At 66.9% G+C, this 15625-nt stretch carries 15 protein-coding genes, 1 tRNA gene and 2 rRNA genes; 10 read left to right on the top strand and 8 right to left on the bottom strand.

Going from position 1 to position 15625, the window contains the following annotated elements; all coding sequences use genetic code 11:
• Nucleotides 1-597, top strand: a complete 597-nt coding sequence (locus ATI37_RS08085) for a hypothetical protein (RefSeq protein WP_117237907.1) — start codon at nucleotides 1-3, stop codon at nucleotides 595-597.
• Nucleotides 587-1390: a histidinol-phosphatase HisJ family protein gene (locus ATI37_RS08080; protein WP_117237906.1), complete on the top strand. Its 804-nt coding sequence runs from the start codon at nucleotides 587-589 to the stop codon at nucleotides 1388-1390. Before ATI37_RS08085 ends, ATI37_RS08080 begins: the two co-directional genes overlap by 11 nt.
• Before the next feature lie 161 nt (nucleotides 1391-1551).
• Here ATI37_RS08080 and ATI37_RS08075 read toward each other — a convergent pair whose 3' ends face one another.
• The 4 genes from ATI37_RS08075 to crcB are packed head-to-tail and all read right to left on the bottom strand — an operon-like array spanning nucleotide 1552 to nucleotide 3096.
• Nucleotides 1552-1740: a hypothetical protein gene (locus ATI37_RS08075; protein WP_408646658.1), complete on the bottom strand. Its 189-nt coding sequence runs from the start codon at nucleotides 1738-1740 to the stop codon at nucleotides 1552-1554.
• Complete coding sequence (locus ATI37_RS08070) at nucleotides 1737-2345, bottom strand: sulfite oxidase-like oxidoreductase (protein WP_117237905.1); 609 nt, start codon at nucleotides 2343-2345, stop codon at nucleotides 1737-1739. Before ATI37_RS08070 ends, ATI37_RS08075 begins: the two co-directional genes overlap by 4 nt.
• A gap of 44 nt (nucleotides 2346-2389) precedes the next feature.
• Nucleotides 2390-2722, bottom strand: coding sequence for a DUF190 domain-containing protein (locus tag ATI37_RS08065; RefSeq protein WP_117237904.1), 333 nt, complete (start codon nucleotides 2720-2722; stop codon nucleotides 2390-2392).
• Entirely contained in the window at nucleotides 2719-3096 is a 378-nt protein-coding gene (gene crcB, locus ATI37_RS08060) for a fluoride efflux transporter CrcB (protein WP_117238564.1), read from the bottom strand. The genes ATI37_RS08065 and crcB overlap by 4 nt, the downstream gene beginning before the upstream one ends.
• 137 nt (nucleotides 3097-3233) lie before the next feature.
• Here crcB and ribH point away from each other — a divergent pair, with 137 nt between their 5' ends.
• Nucleotides 3234-3707: a 6,7-dimethyl-8-ribityllumazine synthase gene (gene ribH, locus ATI37_RS08055; RefSeq protein ID WP_117237903.1), complete on the top strand. Its 474-nt coding sequence runs from the start codon at nucleotides 3234-3236 to the stop codon at nucleotides 3705-3707.
• On the opposite strand, the gene ATI37_RS08050 is transcribed toward ribH, so the two are convergent.
• Entirely contained in the window at nucleotides 3694-4098 is a 405-nt protein-coding gene (locus ATI37_RS08050; RefSeq protein WP_117237902.1) for a DUF4395 family protein, read from the bottom strand. The two genes, ribH and ATI37_RS08050, sit on opposite strands and share 14 nt — an antisense overlap.
• A gap of 70 nt (nucleotides 4099-4168) precedes the next feature.
• Here ATI37_RS08050 and pgeF point away from each other — a divergent pair, with 70 nt between their 5' ends.
• From pgeF to ATI37_RS08015, 7 genes are read left to right on the top strand one after another with little or no spacing between them, the layout of a single operon-like run.
• Nucleotides 4169-4903, top strand: a complete 735-nt coding sequence (pgeF, locus tag ATI37_RS08045) for a peptidoglycan editing factor PgeF (protein WP_117237901.1) — start codon at nucleotides 4169-4171, stop codon at nucleotides 4901-4903.
• Between the two features lie 24 nt (nucleotides 4904-4927).
• A complete protein-coding gene (locus ATI37_RS08040) occupies nucleotides 4928-5410 on the top strand; it encodes a YqeG family HAD IIIA-type phosphatase (RefSeq protein WP_117237900.1) in 483 nt (160 codons plus the stop codon).
• A complete protein-coding gene (gene pilB, locus ATI37_RS08035) occupies nucleotides 5407-8076 on the top strand; it encodes a type IV pilus assembly ATPase PilB (RefSeq protein WP_117237899.1) in 2670 nt (889 codons plus the stop codon). Before ATI37_RS08040 ends, pilB begins: the two co-directional genes overlap by 4 nt.
• 16 nt (nucleotides 8077-8092) lie before the next feature.
• A complete protein-coding gene (locus tag ATI37_RS08030; protein WP_117237898.1) occupies nucleotides 8093-9181 on the top strand; it encodes a type IV pilus twitching motility protein PilT in 1089 nt (362 codons plus the stop codon).
• Between the two features lie 9 nt (nucleotides 9182-9190).
• On the top strand, nucleotides 9191-10600 hold the full coding sequence (gatB, locus tag ATI37_RS08025; RefSeq protein ID WP_117237897.1) for an Asp-tRNA(Asn)/Glu-tRNA(Gln) amidotransferase subunit GatB: 1410 nt from the start codon (nucleotides 9191-9193) through the stop codon (nucleotides 10598-10600).
• A 5-nt stretch (nucleotides 10601-10605) separates the two neighbouring features.
• Entirely contained in the window at nucleotides 10606-11607 is a 1002-nt protein-coding gene (gene purM / locus ATI37_RS08020) for a phosphoribosylformylglycinamidine cyclo-ligase (RefSeq protein ID WP_117237896.1), read from the top strand.
• A complete protein-coding gene (locus tag ATI37_RS08015) occupies nucleotides 11604-12233 on the top strand; it encodes a histidine phosphatase family protein (protein WP_117237895.1) in 630 nt (209 codons plus the stop codon). Before purM ends, ATI37_RS08015 begins: the two co-directional genes overlap by 4 nt.
• Before the next feature lie 34 nt (nucleotides 12234-12267).
• On the opposite strand, the gene ATI37_RS08010 is transcribed toward ATI37_RS08015, so the two are convergent.
• The 3 genes from ATI37_RS08010 to ATI37_RS08000 all read right to left on the bottom strand — a co-directional run bounded on the left by ATI37_RS08010 (nucleotide 12268) and on the right by ATI37_RS08000 (nucleotide 15469).
• Nucleotides 12268-12343 (bottom strand) — tRNA-Gly (locus ATI37_RS08010).
• An 11-nt stretch (nucleotides 12344-12354) separates the two neighbouring features.
• A 5S ribosomal RNA gene (gene rrf / locus ATI37_RS08005) occupies nucleotides 12355-12471 on the bottom strand.
• Nucleotides 12472-12552: 81 nt separating this feature from the next.
• Nucleotides 12553-15469, bottom strand: a 23S ribosomal RNA gene (locus ATI37_RS08000).
• Between the last annotated feature and the right edge of the window lie 156 nt (nucleotides 15470-15625).

The raw sequence follows: 15625 nt of genomic DNA, 5'->3' as shown, positions 1-15625 counted from the left end.
GTGGCGGAGCCTTGGACATCCCCCTTGGAGCAGGCCCCTGGGGACGGGGAGGTGGCCCTCCTCAAACGGATCCAGGCCCTGGGCTTCCCCCTCGTCCCCACCTGGGTGGTAACCCTGGAGGAGGAGTTCTTCCGGCTGAACAACCTAAAGGAACGCCTAGAGGGGCTCTTTCGGGGCGTCTTCGGGGTACGCATAGATGAGGAGAGGCTCCTCCTGGCGGCGGAGGAAGCGGTACGGGCGGTTAGGGAGAGCTACCTTCTCCCCGAGCGGGCCGAGGCCTTCCTGAAGGCCCTCGAGGGGAGGGGGCCCTTCCTCCTTCGCTACGCAGGGGAGGGGGGCTGGGAGGGGGCCTTGGGCCCCAAGGAAGCCCTCCTCGCCCTCAAGCGGCTTTACTGGGAGAGGTTCCGGGTGGAGGCCATCCTCCGGCGCTACCCCCACCTCATCCCCCCCTTTACCCCGGTCCTGGTGCAGGAGGCGGGAGGGGCCACCGAGGACCCCTTCCTCTCCCTGGACCTCTCCCGCGCCTTGGGGCAGGAGGTGGTGGTCTACGCCTGGCGGGGCCGGGTGGTGCGGATAGAATCCCCCCATGGTGGATAGCCACGTGCACACCCCCCTCTGCGGCCACGCTGAGGGGAGCCCCGAGGAGTACCTCTTCCGGGCACGGAAGATGGGCCTAAGGGGCCTGGTCTTCACCGACCACAGCCCCATGCCCCCCTGGTACGACCCGGGGAACCGGATGAGCCTCTCCGAGCTCCCCTTCTACCTCCTGGCCCTGGAAAGGGTGCGGGAGCGGAACCCGGACCTCTACGTGGGCATCGGCCTCGAGGCCGACTACCACCCCGGCACCGAGGCCTTCGTGGCCCAGGTGGTGCGGAGCTACCCCTTTGACTACGTCCTGGGGAGCGTCCACTACCTGGGCGCCTGGCCCTTGGACCACCCGGACCACCGGGGGGAGTACGCCCGGCGGGACCTCGTGGGGGTCTACCGGGCCTACTTCCAGGAGGTGGAGCGGGCTGCAAGAACTGGCCTCTTCCACGCCATCGCCCACCTGGACCTGCCCAAAAAGTTCGGGGACCGCCTGCCGGAAGAGGTCCTCCTGGAGCTAGCCGAACCCGCCCTAGGGGCCATCGCGGAGGAAGGGCTCTTCCTGGACGTGAACACCGCCGGCCTCAGAAAGCCCATTGGGGAGGTCTACCCCGCCCCCCTCCTCCTCCGGCGAGCCCGGGAGCTCGGGATCGGCCTGGTCCTGGGCTCGGACGCCCACCGGCCGGAGGAGGTGGGCTTCGCCTTCGCAGAAACTGCCCCCCTCCTCCTTTCCCTGGGCTTCCAAGAGGCCCACTACTTCCAGGAGGGGCGGGCCGTGGCCTACCCCTTGTCCAGAGCCTCGTAGACCCTAGCCCTATGCCCCTTGAGGTCCAGGGCGTCCCTTTGGCTTTGGCCCCCACCTTCCTCTAGGCGCCTGCTCTTTGGCTTCGCAGCATGGAGGCCTGGTTGGGGCCCTGGGGAGGCCCTTTTGGGGTCCCCACCGCGGCTTTCGCCGCGGTGGGGTCCTTAGCCCCGCACCGCCCTCAGGAGGCGCGGGAAGGCCTCGGCGCAGGGGCCGGGGGCCGGGGCCTCGTACTCCATGAAGGTGACGCGCTCGTACTCGGGGCCGTACTCGGCCTCTTCTCGCTCCACACACGCCTCGTAGGCCTTTAGGGCCTCATCCACCTCGAGGCGGGCCCGTTCCAAAGGGTTCATACCCCCTCCTTGCGGCTCCTAAAGCGCAGGCTGGCGGCGGGGATGGGGCCCTCCTGGAAGCGCTCCTCCCGCCAGGGGTCCCCCCGCCAGTGGTAGCCTAGCCGCTCCCAAAAGCCCAGTTCCAGATGGTCCAAAAGCTCAATGCCCTTCACCCACTTGGCGCTCTTCCAGGCGTAGAGGTGGGGAACGAGGAGGCGCACGGGGCCGCCCCGCTCCCGGGGCAGGGGCTTTCCGAAGAGGGTGTGGGCCAGGAGGACATCCTCATGGAGGAGGTCTTCCAGGAGGAGGTTGGTGGTGTAGCCGCCATAGCAGTGGACCAAGGCGGCCACCGCCTCCCCCTTGGGCCTAGCCCTTTCCAGCAGGTCCCGCACCCTCACCCCCTTCCAGGCCACGTCCAGGCGGCTCCAGCGGGTCACGCAGTGGAAGTCCCGGGTGAGCTCCACCTGGGGCATGGCCAGGAGGTCCTCATAGGTGAGGACCAGGGGCTCCTCCACCAGACCCAAGAGGGTGAAGCGCCAGCTTTCTTTGGGAACCTCAGGCTCCTCCCCGTAGGTGAGGATGGGAAAGCGCTGGGTGAGGATCTGGCCGGGGGGCAGGCGGTCCATACCTCCAGGTTAGGGCCGCTCCCGCCGTAGAAAAGGGGCTTAGGTCACCGGCTTCGGTAGCGGATCACCTCCACCTTCTCCAAGGTGACCAGCCCCTCCCGCACCATCCCGTCCAGGACCGGGAGGAAGCCCCGGATCTTCTCCTCGCTGTCCACGATCTCCACCATCACGGGCAGGTCCTCGGAGAGCTGGAGGAGCTTGGCGGTGTGGATGCGGGAGTGGGCCCCAAAGCCCATGAACCCCTTGAAGACCGTGGCCCCGGAAAGCCCCCGCCGCTTGGCCTCGAGGACGATGGCCTCGTAGAGGGGCCGCCCCCCATAGCGGTCGGATTCCCCGATAAAGATGCGCAAAAGCCTAGCCTCCCCTTCCAGCTTCATGGCCAGAGCATACCCCCGAGGCGATAACCGAGATAGGCCAGGAGGAGGCCGAGAACGAGGCTGCCGAATGCGTAGGCAAAGGCCTTCAGGAACTCTCCGTCCTGCAAAAGGATCAGGGTCTCGTAGCTAAAGGTGGAGAAGGTGGTGAACCCCCCCAGGACCCCCATGGCCAAGAAGAGGCGGGCCTCCCCGGAAAGGACTCCCTCCAAGGAAAGGCGCACCAGCACCCCGATGAGGAAGCTCCCCAGGGCGTTGACGAAGAAGGTGCTCCAGGGAAAACCGGGACCCAAAAGCCCCTGGACCCAGGCCCCTAGGGCGTAGCGGAGGAGGGAGCCCAAGGCCCCGCCCAAGGCCACGAGGAGGTAGCGCTCCACCCCAGGAGTATAGCCGACGGCCCTGGCCGCCCCGGGATCCAGGGCCCTTGCCGCCAAAGGCCCCCTAGGGTCACAGGGGCATCGCCCGGGGGCCAGGCAAGGACAGGAGCGCTTGTAAGGACCGGTATAGTGTTCCCATGCAAGGCAAGACCCTCTCCCCCATCCTCACCGCCCAAGGGGTGCGGTTGGCCATCGCCGTGGGCCGCTTCAACGAGCGGGTGACCAAGCTCCTCTTGGAAGGGGCCCTCGAGGCCTACGCCCGCTTAGGGGGGGATCCCAAGGAGATCCTGGTGGCCTGGGTCCCCGGCTCCTTTGAGCTCCCCCTCATCGCCAAGCGCCTGGCCCAGCGCCCGGATGTGGACGCGGTGGTGGCCCTGGGGGCTATAGTCCGGGGGGAGACCCCCCACTTTGAGTACGTGGCCGCCCAGGCCGCAGGCGGCCTCATGCAGGTCATGCTCCAGACCGATAAGCCCATCGTCTTCGGGGTCCTCACCACCAACACCCCCGAGGAGGCCCAGGAAAGGGCTGGGGGCAAGGCGGGAAACAAGGGAGCGGAAGCGGTCTTCACCGCCATCGAGATGGTGCGCCTCCTGGAGGCTATTTCCCGGTGAAGAAGGCCCGGGCGTAGCGGAGGTGCAGGTAGAGGAAGCACCCCAGGCAGAAGCCGAAGGCCAGGTTGATCAAGGCCAGGAGGGCCACCAGGAGGGCTAGGGCGTAGCCCACCCCTTTAAGGCCCAAGAGGAGCAAGGCCGAGGCCAAGCCCAAAAACACCGCCCCCAGGAAGCGGGCGAAGCGGTGGGGCCCGGGGTCCTCCTCCACCACCTCGGGAGGCACCCGAAGAAGCCGCCTCAAGGCCACCATCAGGTCCCAAGGGGTGTGCTGGCTAGCCATGAGGAGGAAGAGGAGAAAGACGAGCCAGGGCCAGTCCCAAAGGGCAGCTAGGGGCAGGAGGAGGACCAGAAGGGCCTGGTTGAAGCGGAGCTGGTTCCGATCCGTCTTCATAGGCCCAATCTACACCTGAGCCCATCAAGCTCAGGGGTAAAAGGCACAAAGCCTGTGGCAGAATGCCCCCATGGTCCCCCTTCTCACCACCCCCCTGCCCGTGCCCCACGGCTTCACCACCCGCGAGGGCGGGGTCTCCCAGGGGCCCTACCAAAGCCTCAACCTCTCCGCCGCCACCGGGGACGATCCGGAAAGGGTGGCGGAGAACCAGCGCCGGGTCCTCGCCGCCTTCGGCCACCCCCCGGCGGCGGGGCTTAGGCAGGTGCACGGCACCGAGGTCCATCTGGTGGAAGGCCCAGGGACCTTTGAAGGGGATGGTCTCCTCACCCGCACCCCGGGCCTCCTCCTAAGGGTGGGGATAGCGGACTGCTACCCCCTCCTCCTCTACCACCCGGAAGGCCTGGTGGGGGCCCTGCACGCAGGCTGGCGGGGGGTGGTAGGGGGGATCCTCCCCAAGGCCCTGGAGAGGGTGGCGGCCCTGGGCCTGGACCCTAGGGATGTCCACCTGGCCCTAGGTCCCGGCATCGGGGGCGGGTGCTACCAGGTGGGGGAGGAGGTGGTGGAAAGGTTCCTCGAGGCGGGCCTCCCCACCTTCACCCCCGACCCCAAGGCCCCGGGGAAGTACCTTCTGGACCTGGAAAAGGCCCTTCTCCTGCAGGCGGAAAGGGCGGGGCTTAAGGGGGAGCGGATCTACCGGGTGGGGCTTTGCACCCATTGCGACCCCCGCCTCTTCTCCCATCGCCGGGACCGGGGCCAGACTGGAAGGATGTGGGGCCTGGTGATGCTCCCGTTAAGGCTTCGTTAATCCCTTTGATGGCACAATGGGGTCATGCTTTTCCCCCGAGCGGTCCTCCCCTCCCTCCTCCACCTCACCCCCAGGTGGCTCGAGGCCCGGGGGCTTAGGGGGGTGATCCTGGACCTGGACAACACCCTTCTCCCTTACGGGGAGGAGGATCTTTCCCCCGAGCACGAGGCCTGGCTGGAGGCCCTGAAGAAGGCGGTGCCCATCTACCTGCTCTCCAACGCCCTTCCCGAGCGCTTTGCCCGCCTGCAAAGGAGGCTTGGGCTTCCCGGGCACGCCCCGGCCCTCAAGCCCTGGCTCGGGTTTCGGCGGGCCATAAAGGCCCTAGGCCTGCCGCCGGAGGCGGTGGCCGTGGTGGGGGACCAGGTCTTCACCGACGTCTTGGGGGGCAACCTGGTGGGGGCCTACACGGTCCTGGTGCCCCCCCTGAGGGAACAGGAGTTCTTTTACACGCGTTTCATACGGATGTTGGAAGCTCCGTTTAGGCAACCCCGAGGGGGTTCGGCATGAGCGTGCTCACCATTGGCGACAAGCGGCTTGGGGCCATCCTCTTGGATGCGGGGCTCCTTACGGACGAGGAGCTCCAGATGGCCTTAGAAAGGCACCGGGAAGTGGGGGGGTCTTTGGCGGAGGTCCTGGTGGACATGGGCCTCCTCTCGGAAAGGCGCATCGCTCAGGCCATCGAGGACCACTTCGGCATCCCCTTGGTGGAGCTGCACACCATGCAGATCCCCCCCAAGGTCAAGGCTCTCCTCCCTGCGGAACGGGCCAAGGAGCTCCAGGCCATCCCCTTCGCCCTGGACGAGGAAGCAGGCGTGGTGCGGATGGCCTTCGTGAACCCCCTGGATACCCTGGGCCTGGAGGAGGCGGAGGACCTCACCGGCCTGGTGGTGGAGCCCTACCAGGCCACCAAGAGCGACCTCCTCTACGCCTTGGCCCAGAACTACCCCGAGCTGGGGCTCCCCCTTCCCCCGCCCCCCGCAGGCCCCACCCAGGAGGAGCTGAAACTGGGGGAGTTCCTGGTGAGGAAGGGCTTGATAGATCGGGCCACCCTGGAGGAGGCCCTGGTGGAGCAGGAGCGCACCGGGGACCTCCTGGGCCGGATCCTGGTACAAAGGGGGCTTTCAGAGGAGGATCTCTACCGGACGCTGGCGGAGCAGAAGGACTTGGAGTTCCTCCCCTCCACGGAAAGCCTCAATCCCGAGCCTGCGGCCACCCCCCTCCTCCTCCGCTCCGACGCCATGAGGTACAGCGCCGTGCCCATAGCCCTCCGGGAGGGCAAGGTGGAGGTGGTCCTGGCCGATCCCCGGCACAAGGAGGCGGTGGAGGAGCTCTTAGGCCGCCCCGCCCGCTTCTACCTCACGCTTCCCAAGGCCTGGGAGGCCCTCTTCCAACGCGCCTATCCGGAGAGGGGCCGCCTGGGGGAGGTCCTGGTTCAGGAGGGCCGCCTCTCCCGGGAAGGCCTCAGGGAGGCTCTGGAGGTACAAAAGCGCCTCCCCAAGGCCAAGCCCTTGGGGGAGATCCTGGTGGAGCTGGGCCTGGCCCGGCCCGAGGACGTGGAGGAGGCCCTGAGGAAGCAGAGGCAGGGCGGGGGGCGCCTCGAGGACACCCTGGTCCAGTCGGGCAAGCTCAGGCCCGAGGCCCTGGCCCAGGCGGTGGCCGCCCAGCTGGGCTACCCCTACCTCAACCCCGAGGAGAACCCCCCAGACCCTGGGGCTGCCCTCCTCCTCCCCGAGGACCTCTGCCGGCGCTACGGGATCTTCCCCCACCGCCTGGAGGGGAGGACCCTGGTCCTCCTCATGAAGGACCCCCGGAACATCCTGGCCCTGGACGACGTGCGCCTAGCCCTGAAGCGCAAGGGGCTTGCCTACGAGGTCTCCCCGGCGGTGGCCACCGAGGCGGCCATCGTCAGGCTCATCGAGCGCTTCTACGGCAAGGAGGAGCTGGGGGAGCTGGCCAAGGAGCTCTCCAAGGGCTACCAGCAGGAAGAGGAGGCGGTCACCGGGGAGCTGGACGAGAGCGCCGCCCAGAAGTTCGTGAAGCAGGTGATCCGCGAGGCCTACCTGCAGGACGCCTCGGACATCCACGTGGAGCCCCGGCAAAGCGACGTCCTGGTGCGCATCCGGATTGACGGCGCCTTGCGCCAGTACACCACCCTGCCCAAGGGAGCCCTGGCCCCGGTGATCAGCGTCATCAAGATCATGGGCGGGCTCAACATCGCCGAGAAGCGCCTGCCCCAGGACGGCCGGGTGCGCTACCGGGAGGGGAGCATCGACCTGGACCTCCGCCTCTCCACCCTGCCCACGGTCTACGGGGAGAAGGCGGTGATGCGCCTCCTCAAGAAGGCCGCGGACATCCCGGAGATCGAGGGCCTAGGCTTCGCCCCCGGGGTCTTCGAGCGCTTCCAGGAGGTGATCTCCAAGCCCTACGGCATCTTCCTCATCACCGGGCCCACGGGGTCGGGGAAGAGCTTCACCACCTTCTCCATCCTCAAGCGCATCGCCACCCCCGACAAGAACACCCAGACCATTGAGGACCCGGTGGAGTACGAGATCCCCGGCATCAACCAGACCCAGGTGAACCCCCAGGCGGGCCTCACCTTCGCCCGGGCCCTCCGGGCCTTCCTGAGGCAGGACCCAGACATCATCATGGTGGGGGAAATCCGGGACTCCGAGACCGCCAAGATCGCCACCGAGGCCGCCCTCACCGGCCATTTGGTCATCGCCACCCTACACACCAACGACGCCGCCCAGGCCATCACCCGCTTGGACGAGATGGGGGTGGAGCTCTTCAACATCTCCGCCGCCCTCATTGGGGTTCTCTCCCAGAGGCTGGTGCGGAGGATCTGCGAGCACTGCAGGGTGGAGACCAAGCCGGACCCCGAGGTCCTGCGGCGGCTCGGCCTGGGCGAAGGGGAGATCCAAAGGGCCAAGCTCTACAAAGGCATGGGGTGCGAGCGGTGCGGCGGCACCGGGTACAAGGGGCGTTACGCCATCCACGAGCTTCTGGTGGTGGATGAGGAGATCCGCCACGCCATCGTGGCGGGGAAGTCGGCCACGGAGATCAAGGAGCTGGCCCGCAAGAAGGGCATGAGGACCCTGAGGGAAGACGGAATCCACAAGGCCCTGCTGGGGATCACCACCCTCGAGGAGGTCCTGGCCCGTACCATTGAATAGAAGGGGGTTGAGGGCAATGCCCAAGACGCCGGACATCGTGGACCTGTTGAGCCTGGCCGTGGAGCGGGGAGCCAGCGACCTGGCCATCACCGTAGGCCTCCCCCCCATGCTGAAGATCGACGGGGAGTTCCACCCCACGGAGTACGAGCCCCTCTCCCCCCAGGACACCCGCCGCCTTATGTACGCCCTCATGGACGAGAAGCAGCAGCGGGTCTTTGAGGAGGAAAAGGAGCTGGACTTCTCCTTCAGCCTCCCGGGGAAAGGGCGCTACCGGGTGAATGTCTTCCTGCAACGGGGAAGCGTGGGCGGGGTCCTAAGGGTGGTGCCTGCGGTCATCAAGGGCTTTGAGGAGCTGGGCCTGCCCAGGAACATCGCCGAGATCGCCATGGCCCCAAGGGGTCTGGTCCTGGTCACGGGGCCCACGGGCAGCGGGAAGAGCACCACCTTAGCCTCCATGATCGACTACATCAACGAGCGCAGGCCCGTGCACATCGTGACCATTGAGGACCCCATTGAGTTTTTCCACAAGCACAAGAAGGCCATGGTCAACCAGCGGGAGATCGGCGCCGACACCCACGGCTTCCACAAGGCCCTCCGTAGCGTCCTGCGCCAGGCGCCCGACGTGATCCTGGTGGGGGAGATGCGGGATTACGAGACCATCGCCGCCGCCATCACCGCCGCGGAAACCGGCCACCTGGTCATGGGCACCTTGCACACCAACTCCGCTCCCGAGACGGTTGACCGCATCATCGACGTCTTCCCCGAGAACCAACAGGGGCAGGTGCGGGTGCAGCTTTCCAACAATCTGGTGGCCGTCTTGACCCAGCAACTGCTGCCCAAGGCCTATGGCGGGGGGCGGGTCCTGGCCTACGAGCTCATGATCGCCACCCCCGCAGTGCGGGCCCTAATCCGGGAGGGGAAGAGCCACCAGCTTAGGAGCGTGATCCAGACAGGGGGGCAGTACGGCATGGTCACCATGGACGCCTGTTTGGCGGACCTCTACAGGCGCAAGCTCATCACCTACGAGCTGGGCCTCGCCCGGGCGGTGGACCCCAAGGAGTTCATGCGCCTGGCTGGGGTGCAGGAGAAGCCCGCCGGCAGGTAGACTCTTCCCATGTTTGAGGCGGTCATCGGCCTCGAGGTCCACCTGCACCTGAAGGCCCGGACCAAGGCCTTCTGCGGCTGCCCGGCGGACCCCTTCGGCGCCCCTCCCAACGCCCACACCTGCCCCGTCTGCCTGGGCCTCCCGGGCGCCTTGCCCGTGGCCAACCGACAGGCGGTGGCCTACGGCTTCAGGCTGGCCCTGGCCCTAGGGAGCCGGATCCCGGAAAGGCTCGTCTTCCACCGCAAAAACTACTTCTACCCCGACCTGCCCAAGAACTACCAGATCAGCCAGTACGACCTCCCCTTGGGCCAGGGAGGGAGCCTACCTTTGGGGGAGCGGGCGGTGCGCATCAAGCGCCTCCACCTGGAGGAGGACGCCGGGAAAAGCCTCCACCTGGAAGGCCGCACCCTCCTGGACCTGAACCGGGCGGGGAGCCCCCTCATAGAGCTCGTCACCGAGCCCGACCTCAAGACCCCGGAGGAGGCCCGGCTTTTCCTCCAGAGGATCCAGGCCCTGGCCCAGACCCTGGGCATCTCCGAGGCCAGCCCCGAGGAGGGCAAGATGCGGGCCGACGTCAACGTCTCCGTGCGCCGCGTGGGGGAGCCTTTGGGCACCAAGGTGGAGATCAAGAACCTCAACTCCTTCAAGAGCGTCCAAAGGGCCCTGGAGTACGAGATCCGCCGCCAGACGGAGATCCTAAGGCGGGGGGAGAGGGTCAAGCAGGCCACCCTGGGCTTTGAGGAGGGGAGCGGCAAGACCTACCCCATGCGCACCAAGGAGGAGGAGGCGGACTACCGCTACTTCCCCGAGCCCGACCTCCCCCCGGTGCCCATCCCCCAGGCCTGGCTGGAGGAGGTGCGGCAAGGCCTCCCGGAACTCCCCTGGGAGAAGGAAAAGCGCTACCAGGCCCTGGGCATCAAGGCCAAGGACGCCGAGGTCCTGGCCTACACCCCCTCCCTAGCCCGCTTCCTAGATGGGGCCCTGGAGTTTGGCCTCGCCTCCCCCCAGGCCCTGGCCAACTGGCTCCTGGCGGACGTGGCGGGGCTTTTAAACGATCGGGGGCTCGCCTTAGAGGCCACCCGCCTTACCCCCCTGGCCCTGGCCCGCCTGGTGGCCCTCTTTGAGCGGGGGGAGATCACGAGCCGGGTGGCCAAGGGGCTTCTCCCCGAGCTCCTGGAAGGGGCGGACCCCGAGGCCTTGGTGCGGGAGCGGGGCCTAGGGGTGGTGGCGGACGAGGGGGCCCTGAGGGGCATCGTGGCCGAGGTCGTCGCCAGCATGCCCGAGGCGGCGGAAAGCGTGCGAAAGGGGAAGGCCAAGGCCCTGGACGCCCTCGTGGGCCAGGTGATGCGCCGCACGAAGGGGCAGGCCCGGCCTGACCTGGTGCGCCGCCTCCTGGAGGAGGCCCTTGGGGTAGGATAGGGGCGATGCGCTACGAGGAGGCCGGGGTCCACATCACCCAAAAGGCCGAGGCCCTGGGGCGGGCCAAGGCCCTGGTGGAGGCCACCTACACCAAAGAGGTCCTGAGGGGCCTGGGGGCCTTCGGAGGCCTTTTTGACGCCATGGCCCTCAAGGGGATGCGCCACCCGGTCCTGGTGGCCACCACCGACGGGGTGGGCACCAAGACCCTCTTGGCCCTCGAGGCCGGCGATGTCTCCGGTCTCGGCTTTGACCTGGTGAACCACTCGGTGAACGATCTCCTCTGCCAGGGGGCGAGGCCCCTCTTCTTCCTGGACTACCTGGCAGCGGGGCGCTTAGATGAGGGCATCCTCACCGCCCTCCTCACCTCCCTGGCCGAGGCCTGCAAGGCCCTGGGCATCCCCCTCCTCGGCGGGGAGACGGCGGAGATGCCCGGGGTCTACCGGGAAGGGACCTGGGACCTGGCGGGCACCCTGGTGGGGGTGGTGGAGCGGGAGGAGATCCTAGGCCCAGAACGGGCGCGGGAAGGGGATGTTCTCCTGGCCCTCCCCTCCTCCGGCCCCCACACCAACGGCTACTCCCTGATCCGCAAGGTGGTGGCGGGGAAGGACCTCTTCACCTCTGTCCCAGAGCTTGGAGAAAGCCTCAAGGAGGCCCTTCTCCGCCCCCACCGGGCCTACCTGGAGGAGTTCCTCCGCCTCAAGGAGGCCGGGGTGGAGACCCACGCCATAGCCCACATCACCGGGGGCGGGGTTTACGAAAACCTGCCCCGGGCCCTCCCCCAGGGCCTGGGGGCGGAGATCCGTAGGGGCACCTGGCCCGTGCCCCCCATCTTCCCCTACCTCCAGCGCCTCGGGGAGATCCCTGAGGAGGAGATGTTCCAGGTCTTCAACATGGGGCTGGGCCTCATCCTGGTCCTGCCGGAAGCGGAGGCCAAGCGGGCCCAGGCCCTGGTGGAGGGTTTCCTGGTGGGCCGGGTGGTGTCGGGATCGGGCGTCCGTCTCCTATGAAGGAAGTCTGGCTCATCCGCCACGGGGAAACGGAGTGGAACGCCAAAAGGCGCTTCCAAGGCCACCTGGACGTGCCCCTCTCCCCGGTGGGCATCGGCCAGGCCTTCCGCCTGGCCCAACGCCTGGCCAAAAGCCGGCAGGCCTTTGACGGCCTCCACGCCTCCGACCTCCGCCGAGCCCGGGAAACCGCCGAACCCCTAGCGGCGGTCCTAGGGCTTACCCTAAACACCTCCCCCCTGCTCCGGGAGATTGACGTGGGAGCCCTAGCGGGCCTCAGCCGCGAGGAGGCGGAGGCCCGCTACCCCGAGTTCGTGCAAAGGGCCTTAAGGGATCCCTGGAACACCTCCCGGCCCGGAGGGGAGAGCATGGCCGACTTGGCCAAGCGGCTAAAGGATTTCCTGGAAGGCCTTCCCCCAGGCCGCCACCTCCTGGTCACCCATGGGGGCGTTATCCGCGCTGCCCTCAAGCTGGCCCTGGACTTGGAAGGGGAGGCTTGGCGGCGCTTTCACATCCCCAACACCTCCATCACCCGCATCCTCTTCCCGAGCCTGGAGGTCCTGTGCGTCTCTGACGCCGGCCACCTGGAAACCTGGAGCGACTGGCTCTCCGACGAGAGCCTCCAGTAAAAAACACCCCCCAGGCCTTCCTGGGGGGTGTTTGTGGAGCGGGAGACGGGATTTGAACCCGCGACCCCGACCTTGGCAAGGTCGTGCTCTGCCAACTGAGCTACTCCCGCAAAGGCAAAACCCCCCGCACCGACCTACTCTCCCAGGACCCTGCGGTCCAAGTACCATCGGCGCTGGCGCGTTTCACTTCCGTGTTCGGAATGGGAACGGGTGGTTCCACGCCGCCATGGGCACGGGGGATTCTCCTGTTTTGCCTTTCAAACTCCCCACGCCCCCTTGAGGGGCGGGGGATCCCGGCCGGGGTGGCCCATCAGGGCAAAGGGTCAAGACCTCGGACGATTGGGACCGGTCAGCTCAACGCCTCGCGGCGCTTACACCCCCGGCCCATCCACCGGGTCGTCTTCCCGGGTCCTTACCGGCTTGACGCCGTGGGAGGCCTCATCTTGGGGCGGGTTTCCCGCTTAGATGCTTTCAGCGGTTATCCCTCCCGCACATGGCTACCCAGCCTATGCCCCTGGAGGGACAGCTGGGAAACCAGAGGTGCGTCCCTTCCGGTCCTCTCGTACTAGGAAGAGCCCCCCTCAAGCCTCCTGCGCCCGTGGCGGATAGAGACCGAACTGTCTCACGACGTTCTGAACCCAGCTCGCGTGCCGCTTTAATGGGCGAACAGCCCAACCCTTGGGACCTTCTTCAGCCCCAGGATGCGACGAGCCGACATCGAGGTGCCAAACCTCCCCGCCGCTGTGGACGCTCGGGGGAGATCAGCCTGTTATCCCCGGGGTAACTTTTATCCGTTGATCGATGGCCCTTCCACACGGGACCACCGGTTCACTAGGCCCGGCTTTCGCCCCTGCTCGGCTTGCAGGCCTCACAGTCAGGCCCCCTTCTACCCTTGCGCTCTCCAGCGGATTTCCGTCCCGCCTGAGGGGACCTTTGGGCGCCTCCGTTACCCTTTAGGAGGCGACCGCCCCAGTCAAACTGCCCGCCAAGCGCTGTCCCCAATCCCTTGGGTTAGGCCCCCAGCCGCACCAGGGTGGTATTTCACCGGCGCCTCCACCGCCCCCGAAAGGGCGGCTTCCCAGGCTCCCACCTATCCTACGCAGGCGCGACCAAGAGCCAACACCAGGCTGCAGTAAAGCTCCACGGGGTCTTTTCGTCCTGCCACGGGTAGGCCGCATCTTCACGGCCAGTTCAATTTCACCGGGTCCCTCGCCGAGACAGCGCTCCGGTCGTTACGCTTTTCGTGCAGGTCGGAACTTACCCGACAAGGAATTTCGCTACCTTAGGACCGTTATAGTTACGGCCGCCGTTCACCGGGGCTTCGGCTCGGGGCTTGCACCCCTCCCCTTGACCTTCCGGCACCGGGCAAGCGTCGCTCCCTATACCTCCCCTTACGGGTTCGCAGAGAGCTGTGTTTTTGGTAAACAGTCGCCAGAGCCTGTTCACTGCGGCTCCCAAGCGGCGCCCGAGGGCGCCACCAGGAGCACCCCTTCTCCCGAAGTTACGGGGCTAACTTGCAGAGTTCCTTGGCGAGGGTTCTCCCGCGCGCCTTGGTGCTCTCGCACCCGCCCACCTGTGTCGGTTTGCGGTACGGGTTCCCGCGGGTTGTGCTTAGAGGCTTTTCTCGGCTCCCTGGCTTCGGAGGGTTGTCACCCTCACGGGCTTCCCCACCACGCAGAGCCCCCGGGGGGCGGATTTGCCTACCCCCCACCCTGCGCTTCTGGCCGGGCTCGTCCATGGCTCCGGTCCCCCTAGCCTAGAGCGTCCCCCCATCGCACCCGCGGGAAGGGCCGGAATATTAACCGGCTGTCCATCGGCTACGCCTCTCGGCCTCACCTTAGGCCCCGCCTAACCCTACGCTGACGACCATGGCGTAGGAACCCTTGGGCTTTCGGCGAGGGGGATTCCCACCCCCTTTATCGTTACTCATGCCGGCATTCGCGCTTCCCTTGCCTCCAGCCGCCCTCACGGACGACCTTCGTCGGCATCGGGAACGCTCCCCTACCGCCTAGGGCCTAGGCCCTAGGCCCGCAGCTTCGGCGCTGGGCTTGAGCCCCGATCATTTTCGGCGCAGCGCCACTCGACCAGTGAGCTATTACGCACTCTTTAAAGGATGGCTGCTTCTAAGCCAACCTCCTGGCTGTCCTCGCAGCGCCACATCCTTTCCCACTTAGCCCAGACTCCGGGACCTTAGCTGGCGGTCTCGGTTGTTCCCGCGCTCGGACGCGGACGTTATCGCCCGCGCCCTCACTCCCAGGCTCCCCCTGGGACCCTTCGCAGTTTGACAGGGTTTGGTAGGCTGGTGGGCCCCCTAGCCCTATCAGTGCTCTACAGGCCCCAGTCAGCACCTGAGGCTGACCCTAAAGTCATTTCGGGGAGAACCAGCTATCTCCGGGTTCGGTTAGCTTTTCACTCCTAACCCCAGCTCATCCGAGGGGTTTGCATCCCCCACCGGTCCGGGCCTCCACTGGGTTTCACCCCAGCTTCACCCTGGCCAGGGCTAGCTCACCCGGTTTCGGGTCCACGGCCGCGGACTGCGCGGGCCGCACGCGGCCCGCCTGCGCCCTCTTCGGACTCGGTTTCCCTACGCCTCCGCCTCCACGGCTTAGGCTCGCCCACGACCGTGAGTCGCCGGCTCATGCTTCAATAGGCACGCCGCAACCCCCAAAGGGGCCGCGACTGCTTGTAAGCCCACGGTTTCAGGCTCTATTTCACTCCCCTCCCGGGGTTCTTTTCACCTTTCCCTCACGGTACTGGTGCGCTATCGGTCACCCGGAGTACTTAGCCTTAGGCGGTGGTCCGCCCAGATTCCCCCATGGCTCCACGAACCACAGGGTACTCGGGTACCCTCACCTATCCCCCCACCTTTCGCCTACGGGGCTTTCACCCTCTTTGGCGCCCCTTCCCAGGAGGCTTCGGCTAGGCTAGGGATTCGGCATCCGAGGGCCCCACGACCCCGCCCGGACCAGCCGAGCGGTTTAGGCTCTTCCCCTTTCGCTCGCCGCTACTCAGGGAGTCGCTTTCGCTTTCCTCTCCTCTGGGTACTGAGATGTTTCAGTTCCCCAGGTTCCCCCCGCACAAAGGCGGTGGCCCGTGTTCCCACGGGCCGGGTTCCCCCATTCGGACATCCAGGGATCAAGGCCCGCTACCGGCTCCCCCTGGCTTATCGCAGGTAGCCACGTCCTTCCTCGGCTCGGGTGCCAAGGCATCCACCGTGGGCCCTTAGCATCTTGACCCTTCATGGACCACGCGGCGCGTGGCCCGTGGCTTCCATCCATCCACCCCGGCTTTCAAGATCCCCCGCCGCCCGTTGGGCAGCGCAAAGAGGAGTCTACCAAACCCCAAAAAAAGTGTCAAGGGGGTGGCCGTCCCATGGCCTCACCAGAACCTCC

This window comes from Thermus sediminis, from assembly GCF_003426945.1.
In the GTDB taxonomy this organism is placed as follows: Bacteria; Deinococcota; Deinococci; order Deinococcales; family Thermaceae; genus Thermus; species Thermus sediminis.
Note: the sequence above shows the minus strand (reverse complement) of the source record. Positions and strands in the feature narration are given on the sequence as shown.